This window comes from Phytopseudomonas seleniipraecipitans (assembly GCF_900102335.1).
Lineage (GTDB): Bacteria > Pseudomonadota > Gammaproteobacteria > Pseudomonadales > Pseudomonadaceae > Aquipseudomonas > Aquipseudomonas seleniipraecipitans.
Genome location: NZ_FNBM01000003.1, coordinates 244,566 through 263,570 on the forward strand (window position 1 = coordinate 244,566; position 19,005 = coordinate 263,570).

General features: G+C 63.8%; 23 protein-coding genes. 15 read left to right on the forward strand and 8 right to left on the reverse strand.

The genetic code is table 11. From position 1 onward, the window contains the following. Position 1: 1 nt before the first annotated feature. The 8 genes from BLS60_RS08770 to BLS60_RS08805 are packed head-to-tail and all read left to right on the forward strand — an operon-like array spanning position 2 to position 5,731. Positions 2-724 (forward strand): class I SAM-dependent methyltransferase, encoded by a 723-nt coding sequence (locus tag BLS60_RS08770; protein ID WP_092366990.1) that lies wholly within the window; start codon positions 2-4, stop codon positions 722-724. Beyond that, on the forward strand, positions 721-1,200 hold the full coding sequence (locus tag BLS60_RS08775; RefSeq protein WP_092367000.1) for a DUF3261 domain-containing protein: 480 nt from the start codon (positions 721-723) through the stop codon (positions 1,198-1,200). The genes BLS60_RS08770 and BLS60_RS08775 overlap by 4 nt, the downstream gene beginning before the upstream one ends. Continuing rightward, positions 1,197-2,405: a beta-ketoacyl-[acyl-carrier-protein] synthase family protein gene (locus BLS60_RS08780; protein ID WP_092367002.1), complete on the forward strand. Its 1,209-nt coding sequence runs from the start codon at positions 1,197-1,199 to the stop codon at positions 2,403-2,405. The genes BLS60_RS08775 and BLS60_RS08780 overlap by 4 nt, the downstream gene beginning before the upstream one ends. Further along, positions 2,402-2,872: a hotdog family protein gene (locus BLS60_RS08785; protein WP_092367009.1), complete on the forward strand. Its 471-nt coding sequence runs from the start codon at positions 2,402-2,404 to the stop codon at positions 2,870-2,872. Before BLS60_RS08780 ends, BLS60_RS08785 begins: the two co-directional genes overlap by 4 nt. Continuing rightward, the gene (gene fabG, locus BLS60_RS08790) at positions 2,869-3,597 is read left to right on the forward strand and encodes a 3-oxoacyl-ACP reductase FabG (RefSeq protein WP_092367012.1); all 729 of its coding nucleotides are present in this window, start codon (positions 2,869-2,871) and stop codon (positions 3,595-3,597) included. The genes BLS60_RS08785 and fabG overlap by 4 nt, the downstream gene beginning before the upstream one ends. 16 nt (positions 3,598-3,613) lie before the next feature. Next, the gene (locus tag BLS60_RS08795; protein WP_070880224.1) at positions 3,614-4,840 is read left to right on the forward strand and encodes a beta-ketoacyl-ACP synthase; all 1,227 of its coding nucleotides are present in this window, start codon (positions 3,614-3,616) and stop codon (positions 4,838-4,840) included. A gap of 31 nt (positions 4,841-4,871) precedes the next feature. Beyond that, entirely contained in the window at positions 4,872-5,273 is a 402-nt protein-coding gene (locus tag BLS60_RS08800; protein ID WP_172139228.1) for a hypothetical protein, read from the forward strand. 17 nt (positions 5,274-5,290) lie between these two features. Continuing rightward, on the forward strand, positions 5,291-5,731 hold the full coding sequence (locus BLS60_RS08805; protein WP_092367017.1) for an excinuclease: 441 nt from the start codon (positions 5,291-5,293) through the stop codon (positions 5,729-5,731). 272 nt (positions 5,732-6,003) lie between these two features. On the opposite strand, the gene BLS60_RS08810 is transcribed toward BLS60_RS08805, so the two are convergent. Then, positions 6,004-6,558, reverse strand: coding sequence for a methyltransferase family protein (locus BLS60_RS08810; RefSeq protein WP_092367020.1), 555 nt, complete (start codon positions 6,556-6,558; stop codon positions 6,004-6,006). A gap of 60 nt (positions 6,559-6,618) precedes the next feature. Between BLS60_RS08810 and BLS60_RS08815 the strand changes: the two genes are divergently transcribed. The 6 genes from BLS60_RS08815 to BLS60_RS08840 are packed head-to-tail and all read left to right on the forward strand — an operon-like array spanning position 6,619 to position 10,989. After that, the gene (locus tag BLS60_RS08815; protein WP_070880229.1) at positions 6,619-7,026 is read left to right on the forward strand and encodes a hotdog family protein; all 408 of its coding nucleotides are present in this window, start codon (positions 6,619-6,621) and stop codon (positions 7,024-7,026) included. Next, positions 7,019-7,903: an ABC transporter ATP-binding protein gene (locus tag BLS60_RS08820; protein ID WP_092367022.1), complete on the forward strand. Its 885-nt coding sequence runs from the start codon at positions 7,019-7,021 to the stop codon at positions 7,901-7,903. Before BLS60_RS08815 ends, BLS60_RS08820 begins: the two co-directional genes overlap by 8 nt. After that, a complete protein-coding gene (locus BLS60_RS08825) occupies positions 7,900-9,087 on the forward strand; it encodes an ABC transporter permease (protein WP_070880231.1) in 1,188 nt (395 codons plus the stop codon). Before BLS60_RS08820 ends, BLS60_RS08825 begins: the two co-directional genes overlap by 4 nt. Beyond that, entirely contained in the window at positions 9,069-9,335 is a 267-nt protein-coding gene (locus BLS60_RS08830) for an acyl carrier protein (RefSeq protein ID WP_070880232.1), read from the forward strand. The genes BLS60_RS08825 and BLS60_RS08830 overlap by 19 nt, the downstream gene beginning before the upstream one ends. After that, positions 9,332-10,441: a beta-ketoacyl synthase N-terminal-like domain-containing protein gene (locus BLS60_RS08835; RefSeq protein ID WP_092367025.1), complete on the forward strand. Its 1,110-nt coding sequence runs from the start codon at positions 9,332-9,334 to the stop codon at positions 10,439-10,441. The genes BLS60_RS08830 and BLS60_RS08835 overlap by 4 nt, the downstream gene beginning before the upstream one ends. Next, the gene (locus BLS60_RS08840; protein WP_092367027.1) at positions 10,438-10,989 is read left to right on the forward strand and encodes a hypothetical protein; all 552 of its coding nucleotides are present in this window, start codon (positions 10,438-10,440) and stop codon (positions 10,987-10,989) included. The genes BLS60_RS08835 and BLS60_RS08840 overlap by 4 nt, the downstream gene beginning before the upstream one ends. A gap of 148 nt (positions 10,990-11,137) precedes the next feature. On the opposite strand, the gene darH is transcribed toward BLS60_RS08840, so the two are convergent. Genes darH through BLS60_RS08860 form a run of 4 tightly spaced genes read right to left on the reverse strand, consistent with a single transcriptional unit; the run spans position 11,138 to position 14,626 of the window. Continuing rightward, positions 11,138-12,139 (reverse strand): BtrH-related acyltransferase DarH, encoded by a 1,002-nt coding sequence (gene darH, locus BLS60_RS08845; RefSeq protein ID WP_092367036.1) that lies wholly within the window; start codon positions 12,137-12,139, stop codon positions 11,138-11,140. Beyond that, entirely contained in the window at positions 12,136-12,543 is a 408-nt protein-coding gene (locus BLS60_RS08850) for a DarG family dialkylresorcinol biosynthesis protein (protein ID WP_092367038.1), read from the reverse strand. The genes darH and BLS60_RS08850 overlap by 4 nt, the downstream gene beginning before the upstream one ends. After that, positions 12,533-13,690, reverse strand: coding sequence for a beta-ketoacyl-ACP synthase III (locus BLS60_RS08855; RefSeq protein ID WP_092367041.1), 1,158 nt, complete (start codon positions 13,688-13,690; stop codon positions 12,533-12,535). The genes BLS60_RS08850 and BLS60_RS08855 overlap by 11 nt, the downstream gene beginning before the upstream one ends. A gap of 18 nt (positions 13,691-13,708) precedes the next feature. Then, positions 13,709-14,626 carry a hypothetical protein gene (locus BLS60_RS08860; RefSeq protein WP_092367043.1) on the reverse strand — a complete coding sequence of 306 codons (918 nt, stop codon included), beginning with the start codon at positions 14,624-14,626 and terminating at the stop codon, positions 13,709-13,711. A gap of 161 nt (positions 14,627-14,787) precedes the next feature. Here BLS60_RS08860 and BLS60_RS08865 point away from each other — a divergent pair, with 161 nt between their 5' ends. Further along, positions 14,788-15,111, forward strand: a complete 324-nt coding sequence (locus BLS60_RS08865; protein WP_241077598.1) for a DUF2141 domain-containing protein — start codon at positions 14,788-14,790, stop codon at positions 15,109-15,111. Between the two features lie 6 nt (positions 15,112-15,117). On the opposite strand, the gene hemE is transcribed toward BLS60_RS08865, so the two are convergent. The 3 genes from hemE to BLS60_RS08880 all read right to left on the reverse strand — a co-directional run bounded on the left by hemE (position 15,118) and on the right by BLS60_RS08880 (position 18,938). Beyond that, positions 15,118-16,185, reverse strand: a complete 1,068-nt coding sequence (gene hemE, locus BLS60_RS08870) for a uroporphyrinogen decarboxylase (protein ID WP_092367044.1) — start codon at positions 16,183-16,185, stop codon at positions 15,118-15,120. A 111-nt stretch (positions 16,186-16,296) separates the two neighbouring features. Further along, positions 16,297-17,391 (reverse strand): glycerol dehydrogenase, encoded by a 1,095-nt coding sequence (locus BLS60_RS08875; RefSeq protein ID WP_092367045.1) that lies wholly within the window; start codon positions 17,389-17,391, stop codon positions 16,297-16,299. Positions 17,392-17,519: 128 nt separating this feature from the next. Next, entirely contained in the window at positions 17,520-18,938 is a 1,419-nt protein-coding gene (locus BLS60_RS08880; protein ID WP_070880241.1) for an FAD-dependent oxidoreductase, read from the reverse strand. Between the last annotated feature and the right edge of the window lie 67 nt (positions 18,939-19,005).

Genomic DNA, 19,005 nt, shown 5'->3' on the forward strand with positions numbered 1-19,005 from the left:
GATGAACCGCGCCGCCGCTACCTATGTCGAGGAAACCGGCTTCGGTTTCTGGTTTCTGCAAAGCCGCGTCTGGCAGCACCATGTGCTGCGCGTGGCGATCGACGACCTGCGCGGCCTGATCGACGGCCCGTTGCCGCAGGCCCCGGTGCTGCTCGACGCCGGCTGCGGCCAGGGCAAATCCTTCGGTCTGCTGCAGCGCGCCTTCGCGCCCGCCCGCATGATCGGCCTGGATGCCGATCCGCACAGCCTCGACTGCTCGCGGGCCGAAGCCCAGCGGCTGGGTCTGGACGTGCAGCTGCTGGCCAGCGACTGCGCGGCGATTCAGCTGCCGGATGCCAGCGTCGACCTCCTCTTCTGCCATCAGACTTTCCATCACCTGGTCGAACAGCAACAGGCGCTGGCCGAATTCTGGCGGGTGCTCAAGCCGGGCGGCCTGCTGCTGTTCGCCGAGTCGACCAAGTACTACATCGACACCTGGGTGATCCGCTGGCTGTTCCGCCACCCGATGGAGGTGCAGAAGAGCGCCGACGAATACCTCGGCATGCTGCGTGAACAGGGTTTCACGTTCAGCGACGCCAATGTGTCCTACCCGTACTTGTGGTGGAGCCGTTCAGAAGATTTCGGGCTGCTGGAGCGCCTGGGAATTCGCCGGCCCAAGCCATTCGGCCAGCGCAACGAAACCCTGGTCAATGCCGCAGTGCGCAAACCGCTGGGGCCGACATGAAACCCTGGATGCTGCTCGCCTGCGCCCTGCTGCTGACGGCTTGCGCCGCTCGCACGCCGCTGCCTGTGGCGTCGCCGGTGCTGGAACAACCGCTGCCGATTTCCCTGCAGGTGAGTACGGCCGACGGCCAGGACTGGCTGCTGGTGATTCAGGCCGAAGGCCGCGCCCTGCGCTGGTCGCTGTTCGACCCGCTTGGCGTGCCACTGGCGCGGCAGTCGCTGGTTGACGGCGCCTGGCACAATGACGGCCTGCTGCCGCCCAACGCGGCCGCCCGCGAGTTGTTCGCCGCCTTGTTGTTCGCCCTCACGCCGGCCGATGAGCTGGGGCAGGCTTACGATCAGGCGGACTGGCAGCAGAAAGGTACTGACCGTCAACTCGCGCCGCACTGGCACATCCAGTACGCAGCGCAGCAGACCATCCGGCTGGACAACGGCACGCAGCGCTACCGGGTCAGCCCACTGGAGACGCAACCATGATCGCCCGACTCGATGCGCTCGGTGTGGTCTGCGCCCTCGGCCAGGGTAAGCAGGCCGTGGCGGATGCGCTGTTTGCCGGCGACACCGGCGGCATGCGGCGCCAGGAGGGCTGGATTCCCGAGCGCAGCGTCACCGTCGGCGCGGTCGAAACGCCGCTGCCGGCAATGCCCGCAGGCTTTGAACAGGCGGCAAGCCGCAACAACCGGCTGCTGCTGGCCGCCGCTCTGGAGATCCACGACGAGATCCAGGCGACCATCGCCCGCCACGGCGCCGATCGCATCGCAGTGGTGCTGGGCACCAGTACCTCGGGCATCGCCGAAGCGGGCGAGCACATCGCCGGGTTCATGAACACCGGCGTGCTGTCTGACGAGTACCGTTACAGCCAGCAGGAAATCACCGCGCCAGCAACCTTTCTCGCCGACTGGCTGGGGCTGAGCGGGCCAGTGTATTGCCAGTCCACCGCCTGTACCTCCAGCGCCCGCGCGCTGCTCAGCGCGCAACGCCTGCTGCAGCTGGGCGTGTGCGATGCGGTGCTATGCGGCGGTGTCGACAGCCTGTGCAAACTCACGCTGAATGGCTTCGCCAGCCTGGAGGCAGTCTCCGACGAGCGCTGCAACCCGTTCTCGGTGAACCGCCACGGCATCAATATCGGTGAGGCCGCCGCGCTGTTCGTGATGACCCGCGCAGACGGCGACGATCAGACTCCTGGCATCGCCCTGTTCGGCGGTGGCGCGACGTCCGACGCCCATCATATTTCCGCGCCCCATCCCGAGGGGATCGGTGCCCAGCAGGCCATGCGCAAAGCGCTGGCGGCAGCGGGCCTGGCAGCCGAGCAGATCAGCTACCTGAATCTGCATGGGACGGCCACTACCCACAACGACGCCATGGAGAGCCTCGCCGTGCAGGCGCTGTTCCCGGCGGGCGTGGCTTGCTCGTCGAGCAAGTCGCTGACCGGCCACACCCTGGGCGCCGCCGGAGCGCTGGAAGCGGCCTTTTGTTGGCTGAGCCTGAGCGAGCACAACACAGGCAGGCAACTGCCACCGCACATCTGGGACGGCAAGGGCGACCCGCAGCTGCCGCGCCTGAACCTGGTGCCCGCCGATGCGACCGAACAGCTGCCCGCCCGCGGCGGACGTTACCTGATGAGCAATTCGTTCGCCTTTGGCGGCAACAACCTGTCCTTGATTTTAGGAGACCTGCCGTGAGTGTATGGCCCGTCGCCGAGCTGGTGCCTCACGCTGGCGACATGATTCTGATCGACGAGGTGCTGGAGTTCGGCACCGACCACATCGAGACCCGCCTCGTGGTGCGCTCGGGCGGCCTGTTCAGCAACGCCGATGGCAGCCTGCCGGCCAGCGTCGGGATCGAGCTGATGGCGCAGAGCGTGGCGGCTTTCGCCGGCTGCCATGCCCGACAGGAAAACCGCCCGGTGGAGCTCGGCTTCCTGCTCGGCACACGCAATTTCGCCTGCAACGTGGATCGTTTCCCGGCCGGCAGTACACTGCACATCAGCGCCACCCGCTCGCTGCAGGACGACAACGGCATGTGCGTTTTCGAGTGCCGCCTGCAAGGCCCGGACATTCTCGTCGAGGCCCGGCTGAACGTGTTTCAGCCCCGCGACGTGGCCACCTATATTCAGGAACCCCCTTTAACTCAGGAGCCGTCTGCATGAGCGAGACCATTCTGGTCACCGGATCGAGCCGCGGTATCGGCCGTGCCATTGCCCTGCGCCTGGCGCGTGCCGGTTATGATCTAGTGCTGCACTGTCGTTCGCGCCGCGACGAAGCCGAAGCCGTGCAGGCGCAGATCGAGTCCATCGGCCAACGCGCGCGCATCCTGCAGTTCGACGTGGCCGACCGCGAAGCCTGCCGCACGGCCCTGGAAGCCGACATCGAGGCCCACGGCGCACCGTACGGTGTGGTGTGCAATGCCGGCCTGACCCGTGACGGCGCCTTCCCGGCGCTCAGCGAGGAGGACTGGGATGTGGTGCTGCGCACAAATCTGGACGGTTTTTACAACGTCCTACACCCCCTCACGATGCCCATGGTGCGCCGCCGCCAGCCAGGGCGTATCGTCTGCATCACCTCGGTGTCCGGGCTGATCGGCAACCGCGGCCAGGTCAATTACAGTGCCTCCAAGGCCGGCATCATCGGCGCCGCCAAGGCACTAGCCATCGAGCTGGGTAAACGCAAGATCACCGTCAACTGCGTCGCTCCGGGGCTGATCGATACCGAAATCCTCGACGAGCATGTGCCGCTGGAGGAAATTCTCAAGATGATCCCCGCTGCGCGCATGGGCACCCCGGAAGAAGTCGCCGGTACGGTGAATTTCCTGATGTCCGAAGAGGCGGCCTACATTACCCGCCAGGTAATCGCCGTGAATGGCGGTCTGTGTTGATCAAGAGTGAAGTGGCATGAAGCGCGTAGTCGTTACCGGCATGGCCGGCATTACCTCCCTGGGCGATAGCTGGGACAGCATCGCCGCGAATTTCCGCGCCAACCGCAGCGGTATTCGTGTCATGCACGAGTGGGATCGCTTCAGCGAACTGAATACCCGTCTGGGCGGCCCGGTCGACGAATTCGTCGTACCCGCCCACTGGACGCGCAAGCAGCTGCGCAGCATGGGCCGCGTGTCGCGCCTGTCGGTGTACGCCGCCGAACGCGCACTGACCGACGCCGGCCTGCTTGGTGACGATTCGATCAAGGATGGCCGCATGGGCGTGGCCTGCGGCTCGTCTACCGGCAGCACCGACGAGATCAAGGCATTCGGCAATATGCTGCTCAACTCGGTGGCCGACGGCCTCAACGCCAACTCCTACATCCGCATGATGCCGCACACCACGGCGGCCAACATCAGCATCTTCTTCAACCTCACCGGCCGGCTGATTCCCACGTCCAGCGCCTGCACCAGCGGCAGCCAGGGTATCGGCTACGCCTATGAGGCAATCAAGTTCGGCCGCCTGCCCCTGATGCTCGCTGGCGGCGCCGAGGAGCTGTGCCCCACCGAAGCCATGGTGTTCGACGCGCTGTACGCCACCAGCCTGAAGAACGACGCACCGCACACCAGCCCGCGCCCTTACGACGCCGGCCGTGATGGCCTGGTGATCGGCGAAGGCGCCGGGATGCTGGTGCTCGAAGAACTGGAACATGCGCTGGCCCGCGGCGCGACCATCCACGCCGAGATCGTCGGTTTCGGCTGCAACGCCGACGGCCAGCACGCCACCAAACCGGTGCAGGCGACCATGCGCCGTGCCATGGAGCTGGCCTTGGAAGACGCCGCACTGGCGCCCGAAGCGATCGGCTACGTCAACGGCCATGGCACCGCCACCGAGCAGGGCGACGTGGCAGAAACCCAGGCCACCAGCAGCCTGTTCGGCACCCGCATGCCGATCAGCTCGCAGAAGAGTTATTTCGGCCACACCCTCGGCGCCTGCGGGGCGCTGGAGTCATGGTTCAGCATCGAAATGCTCAACCGCGACAGCTACGTGCACACCTTGAATCTGGAGCAAATTGATCCGCGCTGCGGCGAACTGGACTACCTGCGCGACGGATTTCGCGAGATGAGCAACGAATACGTGATGAACAACAATTTCGCCTTTGGCGGTGTCAATACCTCGCTCATCTTCCGCCGCTGGCGCTAACCGAACCGTTCACTGACAAGGAACATGGATGATGTCTCGCTTCAACCGTATCGCCCTGCTCGCCCTGCTGCTTGTGGGCATCACCGCCTGCACCTCGAAGCCCGTGGTGGACATCGAAAACAGCGCACCGCCGGCGGCCGTAAGGGGCGAGGACGACATGCGCCGCGCCATCCTCACCGCGCTGCAGCGCCGTCAGTGGACGGTTGAGCGCGCCGATCAGGGGCAGATCCTGGCGTTGATCACTCGGCGCAGCCATCAGGCGCAGGTGACCATTGCGTACACTGCATCGACCTACGCGATCCGCTACCGCGACAGTCACAACCTCGACTACCGCAAAGGCAAGATCCACCGTAACTACAACCGGTGGGTGCAGAACCTGGATCGCGGCATCCAGCAGGAATTGAGCAGTCCTTCCCTTTACATGCCCCAGTAAAAATCAAGGAGATACCCATGAAAGCAAAAACCTGGACCGCTGTTGCCCTTCTCACCGCTGCCCTGTTGCCAGCTGTCAGCCAGGCCCGTGATACCGCCCACTTTCTGGACTTCCAGTCGGTGGTCAACGAAGCCATCCAGGCTGGCCGTCTCGACGGTTCGGTGAAGTTCTACCTGAACAAGACACCGGGCGGCGCCAAGATCATCAACCCCAACGTCACCACCAGCCAGAAGACCAACGCCTTCAACAAGACCGATGAAGAGGCCTGCCGCTGGGTACTGCAATCGGCCCTGATCAAGCTGCAAAACTCGGCCAAGTCTGCTGGCGCCAACGCCGTGGTCGACCTGGCCAGCAACTACCAGAACAAGGAATACCGCGACAGCAGCAAATTCGAATGCCACGCCGGCGCCATCATGGCCGGTGTTGCCCTGAAGGGTAAGTACGCCAGCGTCAAGTAAACGGCTCTCGGCGACCGGCTTATGGCAGCTCTCAGAGCCTGTTCACGATCTTTATGCGCCTGAAGTAGCAGCTACAAGGCAAAAGCAGACGGTGAGCAGATTTTCTTTTGTAGAGTGGACGACGCTTCACCTACGCGGCCCGACCCGTCCACCGCTCTGCAATCGCAACGGTGGATGAAAAAAGCGCCATCCACCCTACGGGTCGAACGTCCGTTTGCGCCACTTAGCTGCCAAAATCGGCGAATCTGGGCTGAAAGATTATGAACAGGCTCTCAGAGCACGAATGGTATGAACATCCGGCTGCGTGCCATATAGTCGCGGTAGGCGTCGCCGAAATAGGCCAGGCATTCGCGCTCCTCGCAGCGAGCCGCGAGCCACAGCGCGACACTCGACAGCACCGCCAGCAACAGTGTCACGCTGCTTGGTTGCTTCCAGGCGATGCCCCAGGCGAGCAGCAGCAGCGAGCAGTACATCGGATGGCGGATGTAACGGAAGATGCCGCTGGTGACCAGCGCCGAGGTGCGCTCGAAGGCGAACAGCTCGTCGTCCTGACGCCGCTCGCCAGCGCGCCCGAAACGGCGCATCTGGTAGATGCCGGCGAACAGCACCGCCAGCGAAGCCGTCAGCAACAGCCAGGAAACCTGCTGATGCATCGCATCGCGATTTTCCAACCAGAATGGCACATTGAGCACCAGCAGCACCGCCATCAGCTCCCAGGCGATATAGCGGTAAAAACCATGGCTGCGCGGGTTGCACAGCGACCGCCAGGAGAGCGCCGTCAGGACGCTGCTCAGCCCCACAAAAACCAGTAATTGCCAGAACTCCACCACACGCCTCCCTTATTACCCTCTGTTACACTGCTGCGCTCGCACGCCCAGATACCCGCCATGGATCGCTCTCAACTGCACACACTGCTGCCGCACCAGGGCAAGGCGCTCTGGCTGGATGCGCTACTCGAACACGACGCCAGCACCATCCGCGGTCTGAGCGGCTGGCACCACCTGAACAGCCTGGGCGAACATGCGTCACCGTGCCTGCTGTTCGAAGCCGCTGCCCAATTATGTGCCGCGCATGGTGCCTTATACGGCAGCGACAGCGCCATCGAAATGGCCCTGGTTGGCAAACTCTCGCAACTGCAATTGCACCACCATCCTGCGCAGCGGGACGGCGAATTGCGAGTCAGCGCGACCCAGGAGGCGATGAGCCCGGCCGGGGCCCTGTATGGGTTCACCGTGCATACCGACGAACGCCTGCTGCTCGATGGCAAACTCCTGCTGGTGCTCGTCCGTGCTTGAACTCAACCAACTCGGCTACCGCTACCCCAACTCGCAGCAACCCGCCTTGCAGGGCATTGACCTGCACCTGCAGGCCGGCCAATGCCTGGGGCTACTGGGCAGCAACGGCGCAGGCAAGACAACCTTGCTGTCGCTGCTCAGCGCCGTGTTGCCGCCGTCGAGCGGTGCGATCACCTGGCAGGGCGAGCGCCGCCTTGGCCTGGTCCCACAGCAACTGGCGTTCTACAGCGGGCTGAAGGTGAGGGAAAACCTCGAGCTGTTCGCTGACCTTTATCGGTTACGCGGCCACGAACGGCGCCAGCGCCTGGATCGCTGCATCACCAGCACGGCCCTGGAAGATAAACTCGAACGTCGCGCAGAGCGGCTTTCCGGCGGCGAACAGCGCCGCCTCAACTTCGCCATTGGCCTGCTGCAACCGGCGGATCTGTACCTGTTCGACGAAGCCACCGTGGGTGTCGATGCCAGCAGCCGGCAACTGCTGCTCGCAGCCGTTCAGGAGCTGGTCGCCGAGGGCAAGGCGGTGATTTACACCAGCCATTACCTCGATGAAGTAGAGCGCGTGGCGGATCGTATCCTGCTACTCCACGAAGGCCGTGTGCAGCTGGATGTCGACACCCACCAGTTGCTTGGCGACCAACCAGGACTGTTTCTGGAATGGCCTGAGCGCATGCCCGATGCCTTGTTACCGCTGCTGGGTGAGCTGGGGTTGATGGCCGAGCAACTGCCTAACGGCGTACGTATCGCCTCGCTGGACGTGGCGCAACTGCTGGCGATCACCCGTTTCATCACCCTGCAGCCGCAAGCGCCCAGCCTGCTGCGTTTCGGCCGCCCCTCGCTGGAGCAGCTCTACCTGCGCCTCAACGGAGGTCGGCTATGAGGCTGCGCGCCCTGGTTCGCAAAGAGATCCTCCTGCTGCTGCGCGACCCACACGCGCTGGCCGTACTGTTCATCATGCCGACACTGTTTCTGGTGATCATGGCCGGGGCCATGTCCAGCTACCTGCAGGATCGCCTGCCGCCATTGGAGCTGGTACTCGAAGCGCCGCAGCAGAGCGATTCCAGCCGCTTCTTCCAGAGTGCGCTGCAGGCGCAACTGCCGGACAGCCAGTTGTTGAGCCGCGGGCCGGCGGAGATGACCCGCATTCGCCTCGCCGCCGATTTCGACGAGCGCCTGCTGGACACGCCCCACCAGGGCCCAAGTCTGAGTTTCCCCGCGCAGTTCGACCGCCTTTCGCGCCAGCGCCTGCACGCTGCGGTGACCATCGCCCTGGCGCAGACACGTCTGCGCGCCTACCTGCAGGACAGCGGCGCGCTGCAGGAAGGCCTGACACCGGCCGAACAGCTGGAACTGATCCAGCAACGCACCGAGAGCCAGATCGACGAGCAGGAGCGCCTGGCCAGCGGCGACCTCAGCAACCAGGCCAATGCCACACAGATGAGCGTGCCGGCCTGGCTGATCTTCGGCATGTTCTTCGTCGTGCTGCCGATGGCCGGCAGCTTTCAGCGCGAGCAGCAGAGCGGCGCGCTGTTGCGCTTCCGCTGCCTGGGCCTGGGCCTTGGCACCCTGGCGCTGAGCAAGCTGCTGCCTTATCTGGCCATCAACCTGCTGCAGTTCGTGGTGCTCCTGAGCATCGGCATCTATGGCCTGCCGTTGGCCGGCCTGCCCGCGCTGGAGCTCAATGGCAGCCTGGCGGCGTATGCCTTGCTGGCCGCGAGCATCGCACTGGCCACCAGTAGCCTGGGGCTGCTGCTGGCAGCATTGGCACGCAGTAGTGAACAAGCCCTATTGCTTGGCGGCGGGATCAATATCATCCTCGCAGCCATTGGCGGCATCATGGTGCCCAAGAGCGTGATGCCGGAGGCCATGCGCCAGCTGGCGGAAATATCCCCGATGAGCTGGGCGCTCGACGCCTTCCTCACCCTGCTGGTGGGCCACGGCTCACTGAACGACGTAGCCCCCTGGTGCGTGCGCCTGTTGCTGTTCGCAGCACTGGCCGGCGCCAGCGGCTTGTTCCTGTTCCACAAACGAGTACAGCAAACGCAATGGACCACACACTACTAGAAGAAAAGCTCAAGCAATTGCTGATTCGCGAGTGCGACAAGGAAGACGACATCGACTGGCAGAGCATCGACAACGACGAGCCGCTGTTCGGCCAGCAGAGCCGTATCCAGATGGACAGCCTGGACGCGCTGCAGGTCTCGCTGGCGCTGCAACAGCACTATGGCGTACGCATCGAGGGCGCCAAGGATGGCCGGCGCATCCTCAACACCATCGCCAGCATCGCGGCGTTCATCAGGCAGCAGCAGTGACCCCTGTGTACCTTCAGCGCGGCACGCTGCACAGCGCCTTGGGCGCTGATTTACGCGCCGCTGGCGACGCACTGCAGCGTGGCGTACCGCCGACTGCCAGCACCTTTGTACTGAACGAACTGCAAGAGCCGCGCCCCTATCTCGGCCAGGTCGCGACCGGGGAAAGCCTGGACCAGCAGTTCGACCGGCTGATTGGCGAAACCTTCGGCGAGCCTGCCGGCGCACTGGATGATTGCCTGCTGATCGTCGCCAGTACCAGCCTGGATATCAACGAGCTGGAAGATCGCGCACGCCGCGAGGGCGGCTTCAGCCCGGATCACTCGACCTCGCTCGACCTGATCGCCGAGCAATTGCGCCAACGCTGGGGCTTCGCCGACGCCTTCACCCTCAATACAGCATGCACCAGCGCCGCCAACGCCCTGCTGTACGGTGCCCGCCTGATTGCGGCGAACCGCTACGCGCGCGCGCTGGTGCTCGCCTTCGAAACGCCAAGCGCCATCGCACAGCAAGGGTTCGGAGCGCTGGGCCTGATATCGCCCAGCGGCCACTATCGGCCGTTTCATCCCCAGCGTGATGGCCTGGTGCTCGGCGAGGCTTTTGCCGCCGCGCTGCTGACGGTAGAACCGGGCGCTGAGCCGCTGGCGAAGTTGCTCGGCGGCTTCAGCGCGTGCGATACCAGCAACCTGACCACCACCCGCGAAGACGGCAGTCATATCGATTGGGTAATGCGCCAGGCGCTGCGCAGTGCCGGCATCGAGGCCGAGCAGATCGGCCTGGTCAAGCTGCACGGCACTGCCACCGGTGCCAACGACCGCGCCGAGAGCAACGGCGTGCGCCTGCTGTTCGGCGACGCGCTGCCGCCGCTGTGCGTGCTGAAACCCTGGCTCGGCCACACCCTGGGCGCCTGCGGCCTCAGCGAGACGTTGCTACTGGTGCAGAACCTGGCGCATTTGCCGGCCTGCGATTACGCCAGCGAAGCCTTGCTGCCGCTGCCGTCCGCGCCGCTCGCCATTACTGACGATAGCCTGCTGCTGGCCAACTTCTTCGGCTTTGGCGGCAACAACGCCAGCCTGGTGCTGCAACGCTGCACAGGAGCTTCATCATGAGCACGGCGATGGCTGCCTGCAGCGTACGCGGCGACGCCGGGTGCTCGGACAAGGACCTGAAAGCCGCGCTTACCTCATGGTTGGCAAGCCCACCACGCCGCATCGACCGGATGATCCTCCAGGCACTGCTGTGCACCGCGCCGCTCAAGGTGAAAGTGCTCAGCAATTGCGGCCTGTACCTGGCTTCGCGGCACCCGGCGCGGGCCACCATGGGCTCATTGCTCGATGCGGTGTGCGTTCATCAGCTGCAGCCCAAGCCGTTCGAGTTCGTCAACAGCGTCAGCAACGCGGCGGGTTTTCACGTTGCCGCACAGTTGGGGCTTGAGGGACCGAACCTGTTTATCGGCGCCGGCCCGCGGGCCTGGCAACACCTGCAAGCACTGGCTGCGCTGGACCTGGCCGACGGCCTGATCGCCCAGGCGCTGCTGGTTGTGATCGACGAGAACGGCGAGTTCGAGGCCAAGGCGGTGCTGATCGAGAAGCCAAGCCAGGCAGCAGATTTTGCCGAGCTGACGGTGGGAATAGACGTACTGCAATTGCAGCTATAAACCAGCGGCGGCATTGTGGCGAAAGCAGCCGCTAGCTATGTAGGGTGGATGACGCTCTTTTCATCCACCATTGCGATCGCAGAACGGTGGACGGATGAAGCGTCGTCCACCCTACAACAGGCCGCCTCTGCCTTCCTGCAGCGCTAACTTAGCCCTTGCGCTTGGCCCAGGCGCCCAGCTCTTTCATCAGCACGCGCTCCTGGCCAGCGATGTCGCGCAGCATGTCGGCAATCGGAGTGAAATTCGGCGACTCGCCCTTGCTGCGGCTGGCGCGCACGCAAGCCGAGGCGAACTGCCGCCAGTCATCGCCCACCGCGGTCATGCGCACCGAGGCTTCCTGCAGCGTGGCGTCGCCAAGTTTTTCGCCGGCCTCCTGCAGAAAGCTCGCATACATGAAGCGGAACCCTGCACCACCGGTGCCGATTTCTTCCTGCATGCGCACGATGTGAGTGAGGTACAGGCGGTTGTACTTGATATTGGCGGGGTCGAGAGCTTCGACACGACTGGCCAGGTGGCCGATGCCACGAATGCCGATCCACGGCAGCGGCATGCCATCGAGAATGCGCGCGGTGGACAGCACGCTGGTGCGAATCAGGCGCTGCCAATCCTGCTCGGGCGATACGTCGTCCAGGTAGTACATCAGCCCCTTGGCTGCCAGGGCACCTTTGGCGAAGCGCGCCTTCTGCAGGTCCTCGGCGGCACAGCGCACCGGCGCCTCGAACACCGGATCGCTGAGCAGGTACTCGTTGCCTTCTCGCCCGTAAGCCAGCAGGTTGTGGGCGTTGAAGTGAAAGCGCATCTCCGGCGGAAAGTACGGCAGCCAGAACACCGAACTCTGCAGCCCGGCCAGGCGGCCGCTGTCGAGCGCCGCGTCGAGCGCAATGCGCCCCTGTTCGGGGTTGGCGAAGGTGCGGCTGGTCAGGCGCACGCCCAGGCGCTTGCTGAGGGTCTTTATCAGGTGCCGAGGCGGCATGCGATAGGCAATCAGCGGCATGCCACCAAGCTTGACGATCGGCAGGTAGGCGAACGCCAGGCCAGAGGCCAGGCCGAACGCCATCGGCTCGCTCATTGGCAGACCGGCATGGGTCAGCAGACTGGCCATCACACCGCTTTCGCAATGGGCGCTCTGGCGGTGCTCGAATGCGTTCATGGCAGCTCCTTCTGGTAGCGACGCAATTCTTCGACAGGCAGGCCGAACGCCTCGGCATAGCGCGCCAGCAACGCGGAGTTCAGGCGCCGATAGATATCCGGTCGGAAATGCCGCCGCACGCGCCACTGCCAGAGCCCGGCGATCTGCGCCAGCGCCGGCTCGTCCATGCGGTAGCGGTACATCAGGCACTTCAACGGCGACAGCTCGCCGCGCCGCCAGGCAGCCTCGGCTTCGGCCTCCTGGGTTTCCAGTTCGGCTACCGCCAGTTGCGTGGCATAGGCTTCCGGCTCCCAGCCATCGCTCTGGGTGCCCTGATAATGGCCGCTCGCGTCTACGGCGTAGACCAGCTTGCTGTGGCCACCGTAGGTAGAGCTGTGATCCTGGGGAACCTCGTCAAGCTTCATTGCCGACCACCGTGAGGTGCATGAATGCACTGGAGAAGCGCCCGCTTTCCGGTACGTAGCAGAGCAGCGTCTGGCCACTGCGCAGTTGCGCGCCGTTGAATAATTCATCGAGGATGATGAAAATCGACGCCGCGCCTGTATTGCCCTTGCGGGTCAGGTTGGTGAACCAGCGCTCCTGCGGAATCGGCAGATCGACATTGGCCAGGCCCACGGCCAGGCGATCCCGAAAGAACTCCGAAGAGTAATGCGGCAGGAACCAATCGATGTCCGCCACGCGCAGCTCACGGCGCGCCATGATGCGCCGCAACGCCTCTTCCACGGTGTATTTGACGATGTTCTCGTTGAGCAGTTTGACGTCCTGCTTGATCGCCATCACCGACTGCCGCGCGCGTTCGTCGGCGTCGTAACGGCTCCAGCCGCGCAGGTTACCGCCTTCCATTTCGGCGCCGGCGTACATGCAGGCCGGCATCTGGTCGGCGAACGAGAAGATGTCCAGCCAGTCGACCCGCAGGCTCAGGCCACTGGCGTTGGGGCGATCCTGCAGCAGCACGGCGCCGGCGCCGTCGGAGAGCATCCAGCGCAGGAAGTCCTTCTCGAAGGCGATCTCCGGGTGCTTCTCCAGCTCGTCGACGCGACTTTCGTACTCGGCATTGAAGTTGTGCGCCTGCATCAGCGCCGAGGCGACCTCCGAGCCACAGGCCACGGCATTGCGACTTTCACCACTGGCCACACTCATCCAGGCATATTTCAGCGCGGTCATTCCGCACAGGCAGATGCCCGCTGTTGTTGCCACTTCGCAGGGCGGATTGCCCAACTCGCCATGCACCATCACCGCATGACCGGGCATCACCTGATCAGGCGACGAGGTGCCGGCAACCAAGCAATCCAGACTATCGAGCGCGAATCCTTCACCCACCAACCCACGAATCGCCTCGGCGCTCAGCTGTGCGTTGTTCATGCTCGGCTCGCCGCTGTGCGGATCGATCACGTAGTGACGCTGCTGGATGCCGTTACGGCGCAGCACCAGCTTGCGGGCACGCGATGGCTTGCCACCGACCAGGCCGAGACGCGCTTCCATCTGCTCGTTGTCGACTGGGTCATGGGGCAGGAACGCACTGATGCGGTTGATGAATACGGGTGATGCCACGGGACTACCTCGGTTACATCATTCGCCGGACGGGCCAGCGAAATAGGCCTTTTCACGCTGGATTCGCGCCTTGAACAGCGGGGCCAACAACTTTTTCAACAGGGCAGTGATCGGTACCACGGTCACGATCAGGCAGATCAGGAACACGATGTATACCACCAGCCCGGCGCCACGCCGCCTGCTTTGCTGCGGGCCGAGTGCGCTCAGCAAGCGGCTCCACAGGGTGAAGCTGCGATTACCGACCTTCTCGCTGGCAATCAGCTTTTCGTCCACCTTCACCGCGCCAAGGCCCCTGAGCATCGGCCGATCAATGGCAAGATCGTCGGCCAGCAGGCGGTTCGCCATGGCGGCGCCGAAACGGCTGGCAGCGGCCATCTCCGTCTCGTCGATACCGGCACGCGGCACCCAGCTGTAGGGCTTCTGCCGGCCGGTGAACATCCACAAAGGCGTTGCCAGAAAACTCGCGGCGGTGCCGCAGGCATCGGTCAACACTACGTTGTCGACCAGCCTGGCGCCCAGGTCCTGCAGGCGCGCCTTGACCTTTTCCTGTGCCATCAACCACATGTTGCGGCAGCCGATCAGGGTCACCACCGGTTTGCCTTGTAACAAGCGCGCGGCTTCGGGGGTTGCCAGGAAACTGGTGAACGGTAGCGAGGGCGACAGGAACCACACTTGGTAAGCCAGGATGATCAGGTCGTAATCCCGGCCCGCGTCGACCGCCAGCGGCAGCAGTGGCTGCGGCTTCATCAGCACGGTTTCAGGGAAAATGCGAAAGAAGCCGAGAAACGGCCACGGGAAGGGAAACGGCTTGGCCGGCTGCAGCGCCAAGAAATCCACCGCAATGCCTTCACTCGCTTGCAACGGCGCACAGACCGATTGCACCAGGCGGTTCAATTGGCCAGTCTGTGAGAAGTGAACGACTAGAACCCGGCGCATTTGAATGCCAATCCCTGCAAAATAGGCGGATTATGCCACAGAGAATTCTTCAAATCGTAACCAAACGCTGCACCGTCTGCGCAGTGGTTCTCCTGTCTGGCTGTTTGTCGGCGCAGGCGAGCGATCTTTTGGTCCGCGTGGAAGGCAACCAGAGCGAGGCCATGCTCTACGTAGCACTGGTGCCTGCCGAGCAGAAAGGCTGGGAGCCCACCCTGCAGACGCTGCAGGGCAGCGGAGAACAGCTGATCATCAAGAACGTGCCGCCTGGACGATTCGCCCTGCAACTGTTTCAGGACAGCAACGGCAACGGCCGACTTGACCTCAGCGCGCGCGGCATACCGCTGGAGCCGGTTGCCTTCTCCGGCAACCCGTCATTGTTCAAGGGCAAGCCCAAGCCGAAGGATGCGCAGTTCGAGCACGGTGCCGAAGACACGCTGCTCACCCTGCGCCTGCACCAGCCGAAGGGCGGGCAGCAGGCACGCTGACGCGCATCAGCGGTGATAGTCGCCAGACAGCTCGTGCACGGCTTCCAGGAAGGCACCGGCGTGGGCCGGGTTGACCTCAGGAGTGATGCCGTGGCCCAGGTTGAACACATGACCGCTGCCGCTACCGTAGCTAGCGAGAATGCGCGCCACCTCGGCGCGAATGGCCGCGGGCTTGGCGTACAACACGGTCGGATCCATGTTGCCCTGTAGCGCCACCTGGCCACCCACGCGGCGGCGCGCTTCGCCGATGTCGCAACTCCAGTCCAGGCCCAGCGCATCGGCACCGGTCGCGGCCATCGATTCCAGCCACAGCCCGCCATTCTTGGTGAACAGGATGACCGGAATGGTGCGTCCGTCATGCTCGCGGATCAGGCCGTCGACGATCTTCTGCATGTAGGCCAGGGAAAACGTCTGGTAAGCCGCCGACGACAGGTTGCCGCCCCAGGTATCGAAGATCTGCACCGCCTGAGCACCCGCGAGAATCTGCCCGTTGAGGTAGGCCGTCACCGACTGCGCCAGCTTGTCGAGCAGCGCGTGCATGGCCTCGGGATTGTCGTAGAGCATCGCCTTGGACTTGCGGAAGTCCTTCGACGAGCCACCCTCGACCATGTAGGTGGCCAGCGTCCACGGGCTACCGGAAAAACCGATCAGCGGCACCCGGCCGTTCAGCGCCGACTTGATGGTACGCACCGCGTCCATCACGTAGCCCAGATCCTTTTCCGGATCGGGGATCGGCAGCGCGTCGATGTCGGCTGCGCTGCTGATGACCTTCTTGAAGCGCGGACCTTCACCCGTCTCGAAGTACAGCCCCTGGCCCATGGCGTGGGGGATGGTAAGGATGTCGGAAAACAGAATGGCCGCATCCAGTTGCGGGTAGCGATCCAGCGGCTGCAGAGTCACTTCGCAAGCGAATTCAGGGTTCATCATCAGCTTCATGAAGTCGCCCGCCTTGGCACGGCTGGCCCGGTATTCCGGCAGGTAACGACCGGCCTGCCGCATCATCCACACCGGCGTAACGTCGACGGGCTGCTTGAGCAGGGCACACAGAAAACGGTCGTTCTTCAAGGCAGTCATGGGATTTCCCGAGCAGAAGCGGTGAGCAAAAAGTGTGCACATTGTCGCAGAGCAAGCAGCAAAAGGCACGGCGTGGGACGCCGTGCCGCAGGCAGGAGACGGCCGGTGCAGCTAGGCAGCCTTGCGGCGACGCCCCTCGGCATCCGCAGTACGCATGGCGGCAACCACGCTCCGAGCGTCCACCGCGAAGGGTTCGTTGTGGATGCTCTCACCGGCGGCGCAGGCCAGCCCGGCAACACGCAGCAGGTCGGCATCGGCGACCTCGGCCAGGCCGATGTCGGCAAGCGTGACCGGTAGGCCGACGGCGAGGCAGAAACCGTACACCTCATCGATCAGTTTCGGTTCGCTGTCACGCAGCATCAGCATGCTCAGCACACCAAAGGCTACCTTCTCGCCATGCCAATAAGCGTGGGTGCCTGGCAGCACAGTGAAGCCATTGTGGATCGCATGGGCAGCCGCCAGGCCGCCACTCTCGAAACCCAGCCCGGACAGCAATGTGTTGGCCTCGATGACATGCTCCAATGCCGGCGTCACCACCTGCTGGTGGCACGCCTGAGCGGCCAGCGGGCCATACTCCAGCAGGGTGTCATAGCAGAAGCGCGCCAACGCATGAGCGGTGCGCGGCCCTTGGCGACCAGTCATGTTCGCGGCGCCGCTGATGCGACAATCCTCGGCTTCAAACCAGGTGGCCAGGGCGTCGCCCATGCCGGACACCAGAAAACGCACCGGCGCCTGGGCGATCACCTGACTATCAACCAGCACCAGATCGGGATTGCGCGGCAGCACCAGGTAACGCTTGAAGGCGCCCTGTGCGGTGTAGATCACCGACAGCGCGCTGCACGGCGCATCGCTGGAGGCCAGGGTCGGTACCACGGCCACGGGCAGGCTCAATTCATAGGCGAGGGCCTTGGCGGTATCCAGCGCCTTTCCGCCCCCCATACCAAGGATTACCTCGGGCGCGATCTGCTGCGCCAATACCACCAGACGGGCGATTTCCTCGTCACTGCATTCGCCGCAAAAGCGCACGCGTTCGCAGTCGAGATGACCCGCACAGCTGGTTTCCAGCTGATCACCCAGGTGGTCGTCGGCAAACGGATCGAGCAGCGCCAGCGCCTTGCCACCGAAACGCGATAGCTCAAAGCCGAGCCGCTCGAGCGCACCGCGCCCCTGCACATAACGGGATGGAAAAATGGCCGTGGTGAGCATGGGAACCTCCAGAGAAAACCATGGAGGCACTGTGACTGCGCAATGAACGCGGCGTATTGCCTCAGGTCAGCAAAGGCGCAGAAACGACGAGGCCGGCATGCAGCCGGCCTCGTCGGGAAGATGAATACTCAGACACCGAGGTAGTCGAGAATCCCTTCCGCCGCATTGCGGCCTTCGAAGATGGCCGTTACCACCAGGTCGGAGCCGCGCACCATGTCGCCACCGGCAAACACTTTCGGGTTGCTGGTCTGGTGCTTGAACGTGGCCTTTTCAGGCGCGACTACACGACCCTGGCTGTCGATACTGATTGCGAAGTCATCGAACCACGGCGCCGGGCTCGGGCGGAAGCCGAAGGCGATCAACACGGCTTCCGCCGGGATGATTTCCTCGGAGCCCGGAATCGGCTCGGGACTGCGACGACCACGAGCGTCCGGCTCGCCGAGACGGGTCTCGACCACTTTCACGCCCTCGACCTTGTCCTCGCCAACGATGGCGATGGGCTGGCGGTTGAAGAGGAACTTCACGCCCTCTTCCTTGGCGTTCTTCACTTCCTTGCGCGAGCCCGGCATGTTCGCTTCGTCGCGACGGTAAGCGCAGGTCACGGCCTTGGCGCCCTGACGGATCGAGGTGCGGTTGCAGTCCATCGCGGTGTCACCGCCGCCGAGGACTACGACGCGCTTGCCCTTCAGGTCGACGAAATCTTCCGGCGCCTTCTCGAAACCGAGGTTGCGGTTGACGTTGGCAATCAGGAAGTCCAGCGCATCGTGCACGCCCGGCAGGTCTTCGCCCGGGAAGCCGCCCTTCATATAGGTGTAGGTGCCCATGCCCATGAACACGGCATCGTACTCATCCAGCAACTGCTGCATGGTGATGTCCTTGCCGATCTCGGTGTTCAGGCGGAACTCGATGCCCATGCCTGTGAACACTTCGCGGCGATTGCTCAGCACGGTCTTTTCCAGCTTGAACTCGGGAATGCCGAAGGTCAGCAGACCGCCGATTTCCGGGTTCTTGTCGAACACCACTGGAGCCACGCCATTGCGCACCAGAATATCCGCACAACCGAGACCCGCCGGGCCGGCACCGATCACCGCGACACGCTTGCCGGTCGGTTTGACCTTGGACATGTCCGGGCGCCAGCCCATGGCGAACGCGGTATCGGTGATGTATTTCTCCACCGAACCGATGGTCACCGCGCCAAAGCCGTCGTTGAGCGTACAAGCGCCTTCGCACAGGCGGTCCTGCGGGCACACGCGGCCGCAGACTTCCGGCAGCGTGTTGGTCTGGTGGCTCAGTTCGGCTGCCGCCAGGATGTTGCCTTCGGAGACCAGCTTCAACCAGTTGGGGATGAAGTTGTGCACCGGGCACTTCCACTCACAATACGGGTTGCCGCAGCCCAGGCAGCGGTGCGACTGCTCGCCGGCCTGAGCCGGTTTGAAGGTGTCGTAGATTTCGACGAATTCTTTCTTGCGCTGACGCAGCAGCTTCTTCTTCGGGTCTTTGCGCCCGACTTCGATGAACTGGAAGTCGTTATTCAGACGTTCAGCCATGTCATAAACCTCTTAGCAGCAGCTGCCCGCCATAAGCGCGGAGCTGCAAGACAATCACGTTGAGCGA

What these genes read in the sequence shown, in the direction of transcription:
- BLS60_RS08770 (WP_092366990.1), top strand. Translation starts at nt 2, where the DNA reads ATGAACCGCGCCGCCGCTACCTATGTCGAGGAAACCGGCTTCGGTTTC.
- BLS60_RS08775 (WP_092367000.1), top strand. Translation starts at nt 721, where the DNA reads ATGAAACCCTGGATGCTGCTCGCCTGCGCCCTGCTGCTGACGGCTTGC.
- BLS60_RS08780 (WP_092367002.1), top strand. Translation starts at nt 1,197, where the DNA reads ATGATCGCCCGACTCGATGCGCTCGGTGTGGTCTGCGCCCTCGGCCAG.
- fabG (WP_092367012.1), top strand. Translation starts at nt 2,869, where the DNA reads ATGAGCGAGACCATTCTGGTCACCGGATCGAGCCGCGGTATCGGCCGT.
- BLS60_RS08795 (WP_070880224.1), top strand. Translation starts at nt 3,614, where the DNA reads ATGAAGCGCGTAGTCGTTACCGGCATGGCCGGCATTACCTCCCTGGGC.
- BLS60_RS08800 (WP_172139228.1), top strand. Translation starts at nt 4,872, where the DNA reads ATGTCTCGCTTCAACCGTATCGCCCTGCTCGCCCTGCTGCTTGTGGGC.
- BLS60_RS08805 (WP_092367017.1), top strand. Translation starts at nt 5,291, where the DNA reads ATGAAAGCAAAAACCTGGACCGCTGTTGCCCTTCTCACCGCTGCCCTG.
- BLS60_RS08815 (WP_070880229.1), top strand. Translation starts at nt 6,619, where the DNA reads ATGGATCGCTCTCAACTGCACACACTGCTGCCGCACCAGGGCAAGGCG.
- BLS60_RS08825 (WP_070880231.1), top strand. Translation starts at nt 7,900, where the DNA reads ATGAGGCTGCGCGCCCTGGTTCGCAAAGAGATCCTCCTGCTGCTGCGC.
- BLS60_RS08830 (WP_070880232.1), top strand. Translation starts at nt 9,069, where the DNA reads ATGGACCACACACTACTAGAAGAAAAGCTCAAGCAATTGCTGATTCGC.
- BLS60_RS08840 (WP_092367027.1), top strand. Translation starts at nt 10,438, where the DNA reads ATGAGCACGGCGATGGCTGCCTGCAGCGTACGCGGCGACGCCGGGTGC.
- darH (WP_092367036.1), bottom strand. Translation starts at nt 12,139, where the DNA reads ATGAACGCATTCGAGCACCGCCAGAGCGCCCATTGCGAAAGCGGTGTG.
- BLS60_RS08850 (WP_092367038.1), bottom strand. Translation starts at nt 12,543, where the DNA reads ATGAAGCTTGACGAGGTTCCCCAGGATCACAGCTCTACCTACGGTGGC.
- BLS60_RS08860 (WP_092367043.1), bottom strand. Translation starts at nt 14,626, where the DNA reads ATGCGCCGGGTTCTAGTCGTTCACTTCTCACAGACTGGCCAATTGAAC.
- BLS60_RS08865 (WP_241077598.1), top strand. Translation starts at nt 14,788, where the DNA reads ATGCTCTACGTAGCACTGGTGCCTGCCGAGCAGAAAGGCTGGGAGCCC.
- hemE (WP_092367044.1), bottom strand. Translation starts at nt 16,185, where the DNA reads ATGACTGCCTTGAAGAACGACCGTTTTCTGTGTGCCCTGCTCAAGCAG.
- BLS60_RS08875 (WP_092367045.1), bottom strand. Translation starts at nt 17,391, where the DNA reads ATGCTCACCACGGCCATTTTTCCATCCCGTTATGTGCAGGGGCGCGGT.
- BLS60_RS08880 (WP_070880241.1), bottom strand. Translation starts at nt 18,938, where the DNA reads ATGGCTGAACGTCTGAATAACGACTTCCAGTTCATCGAAGTCGGGCGC.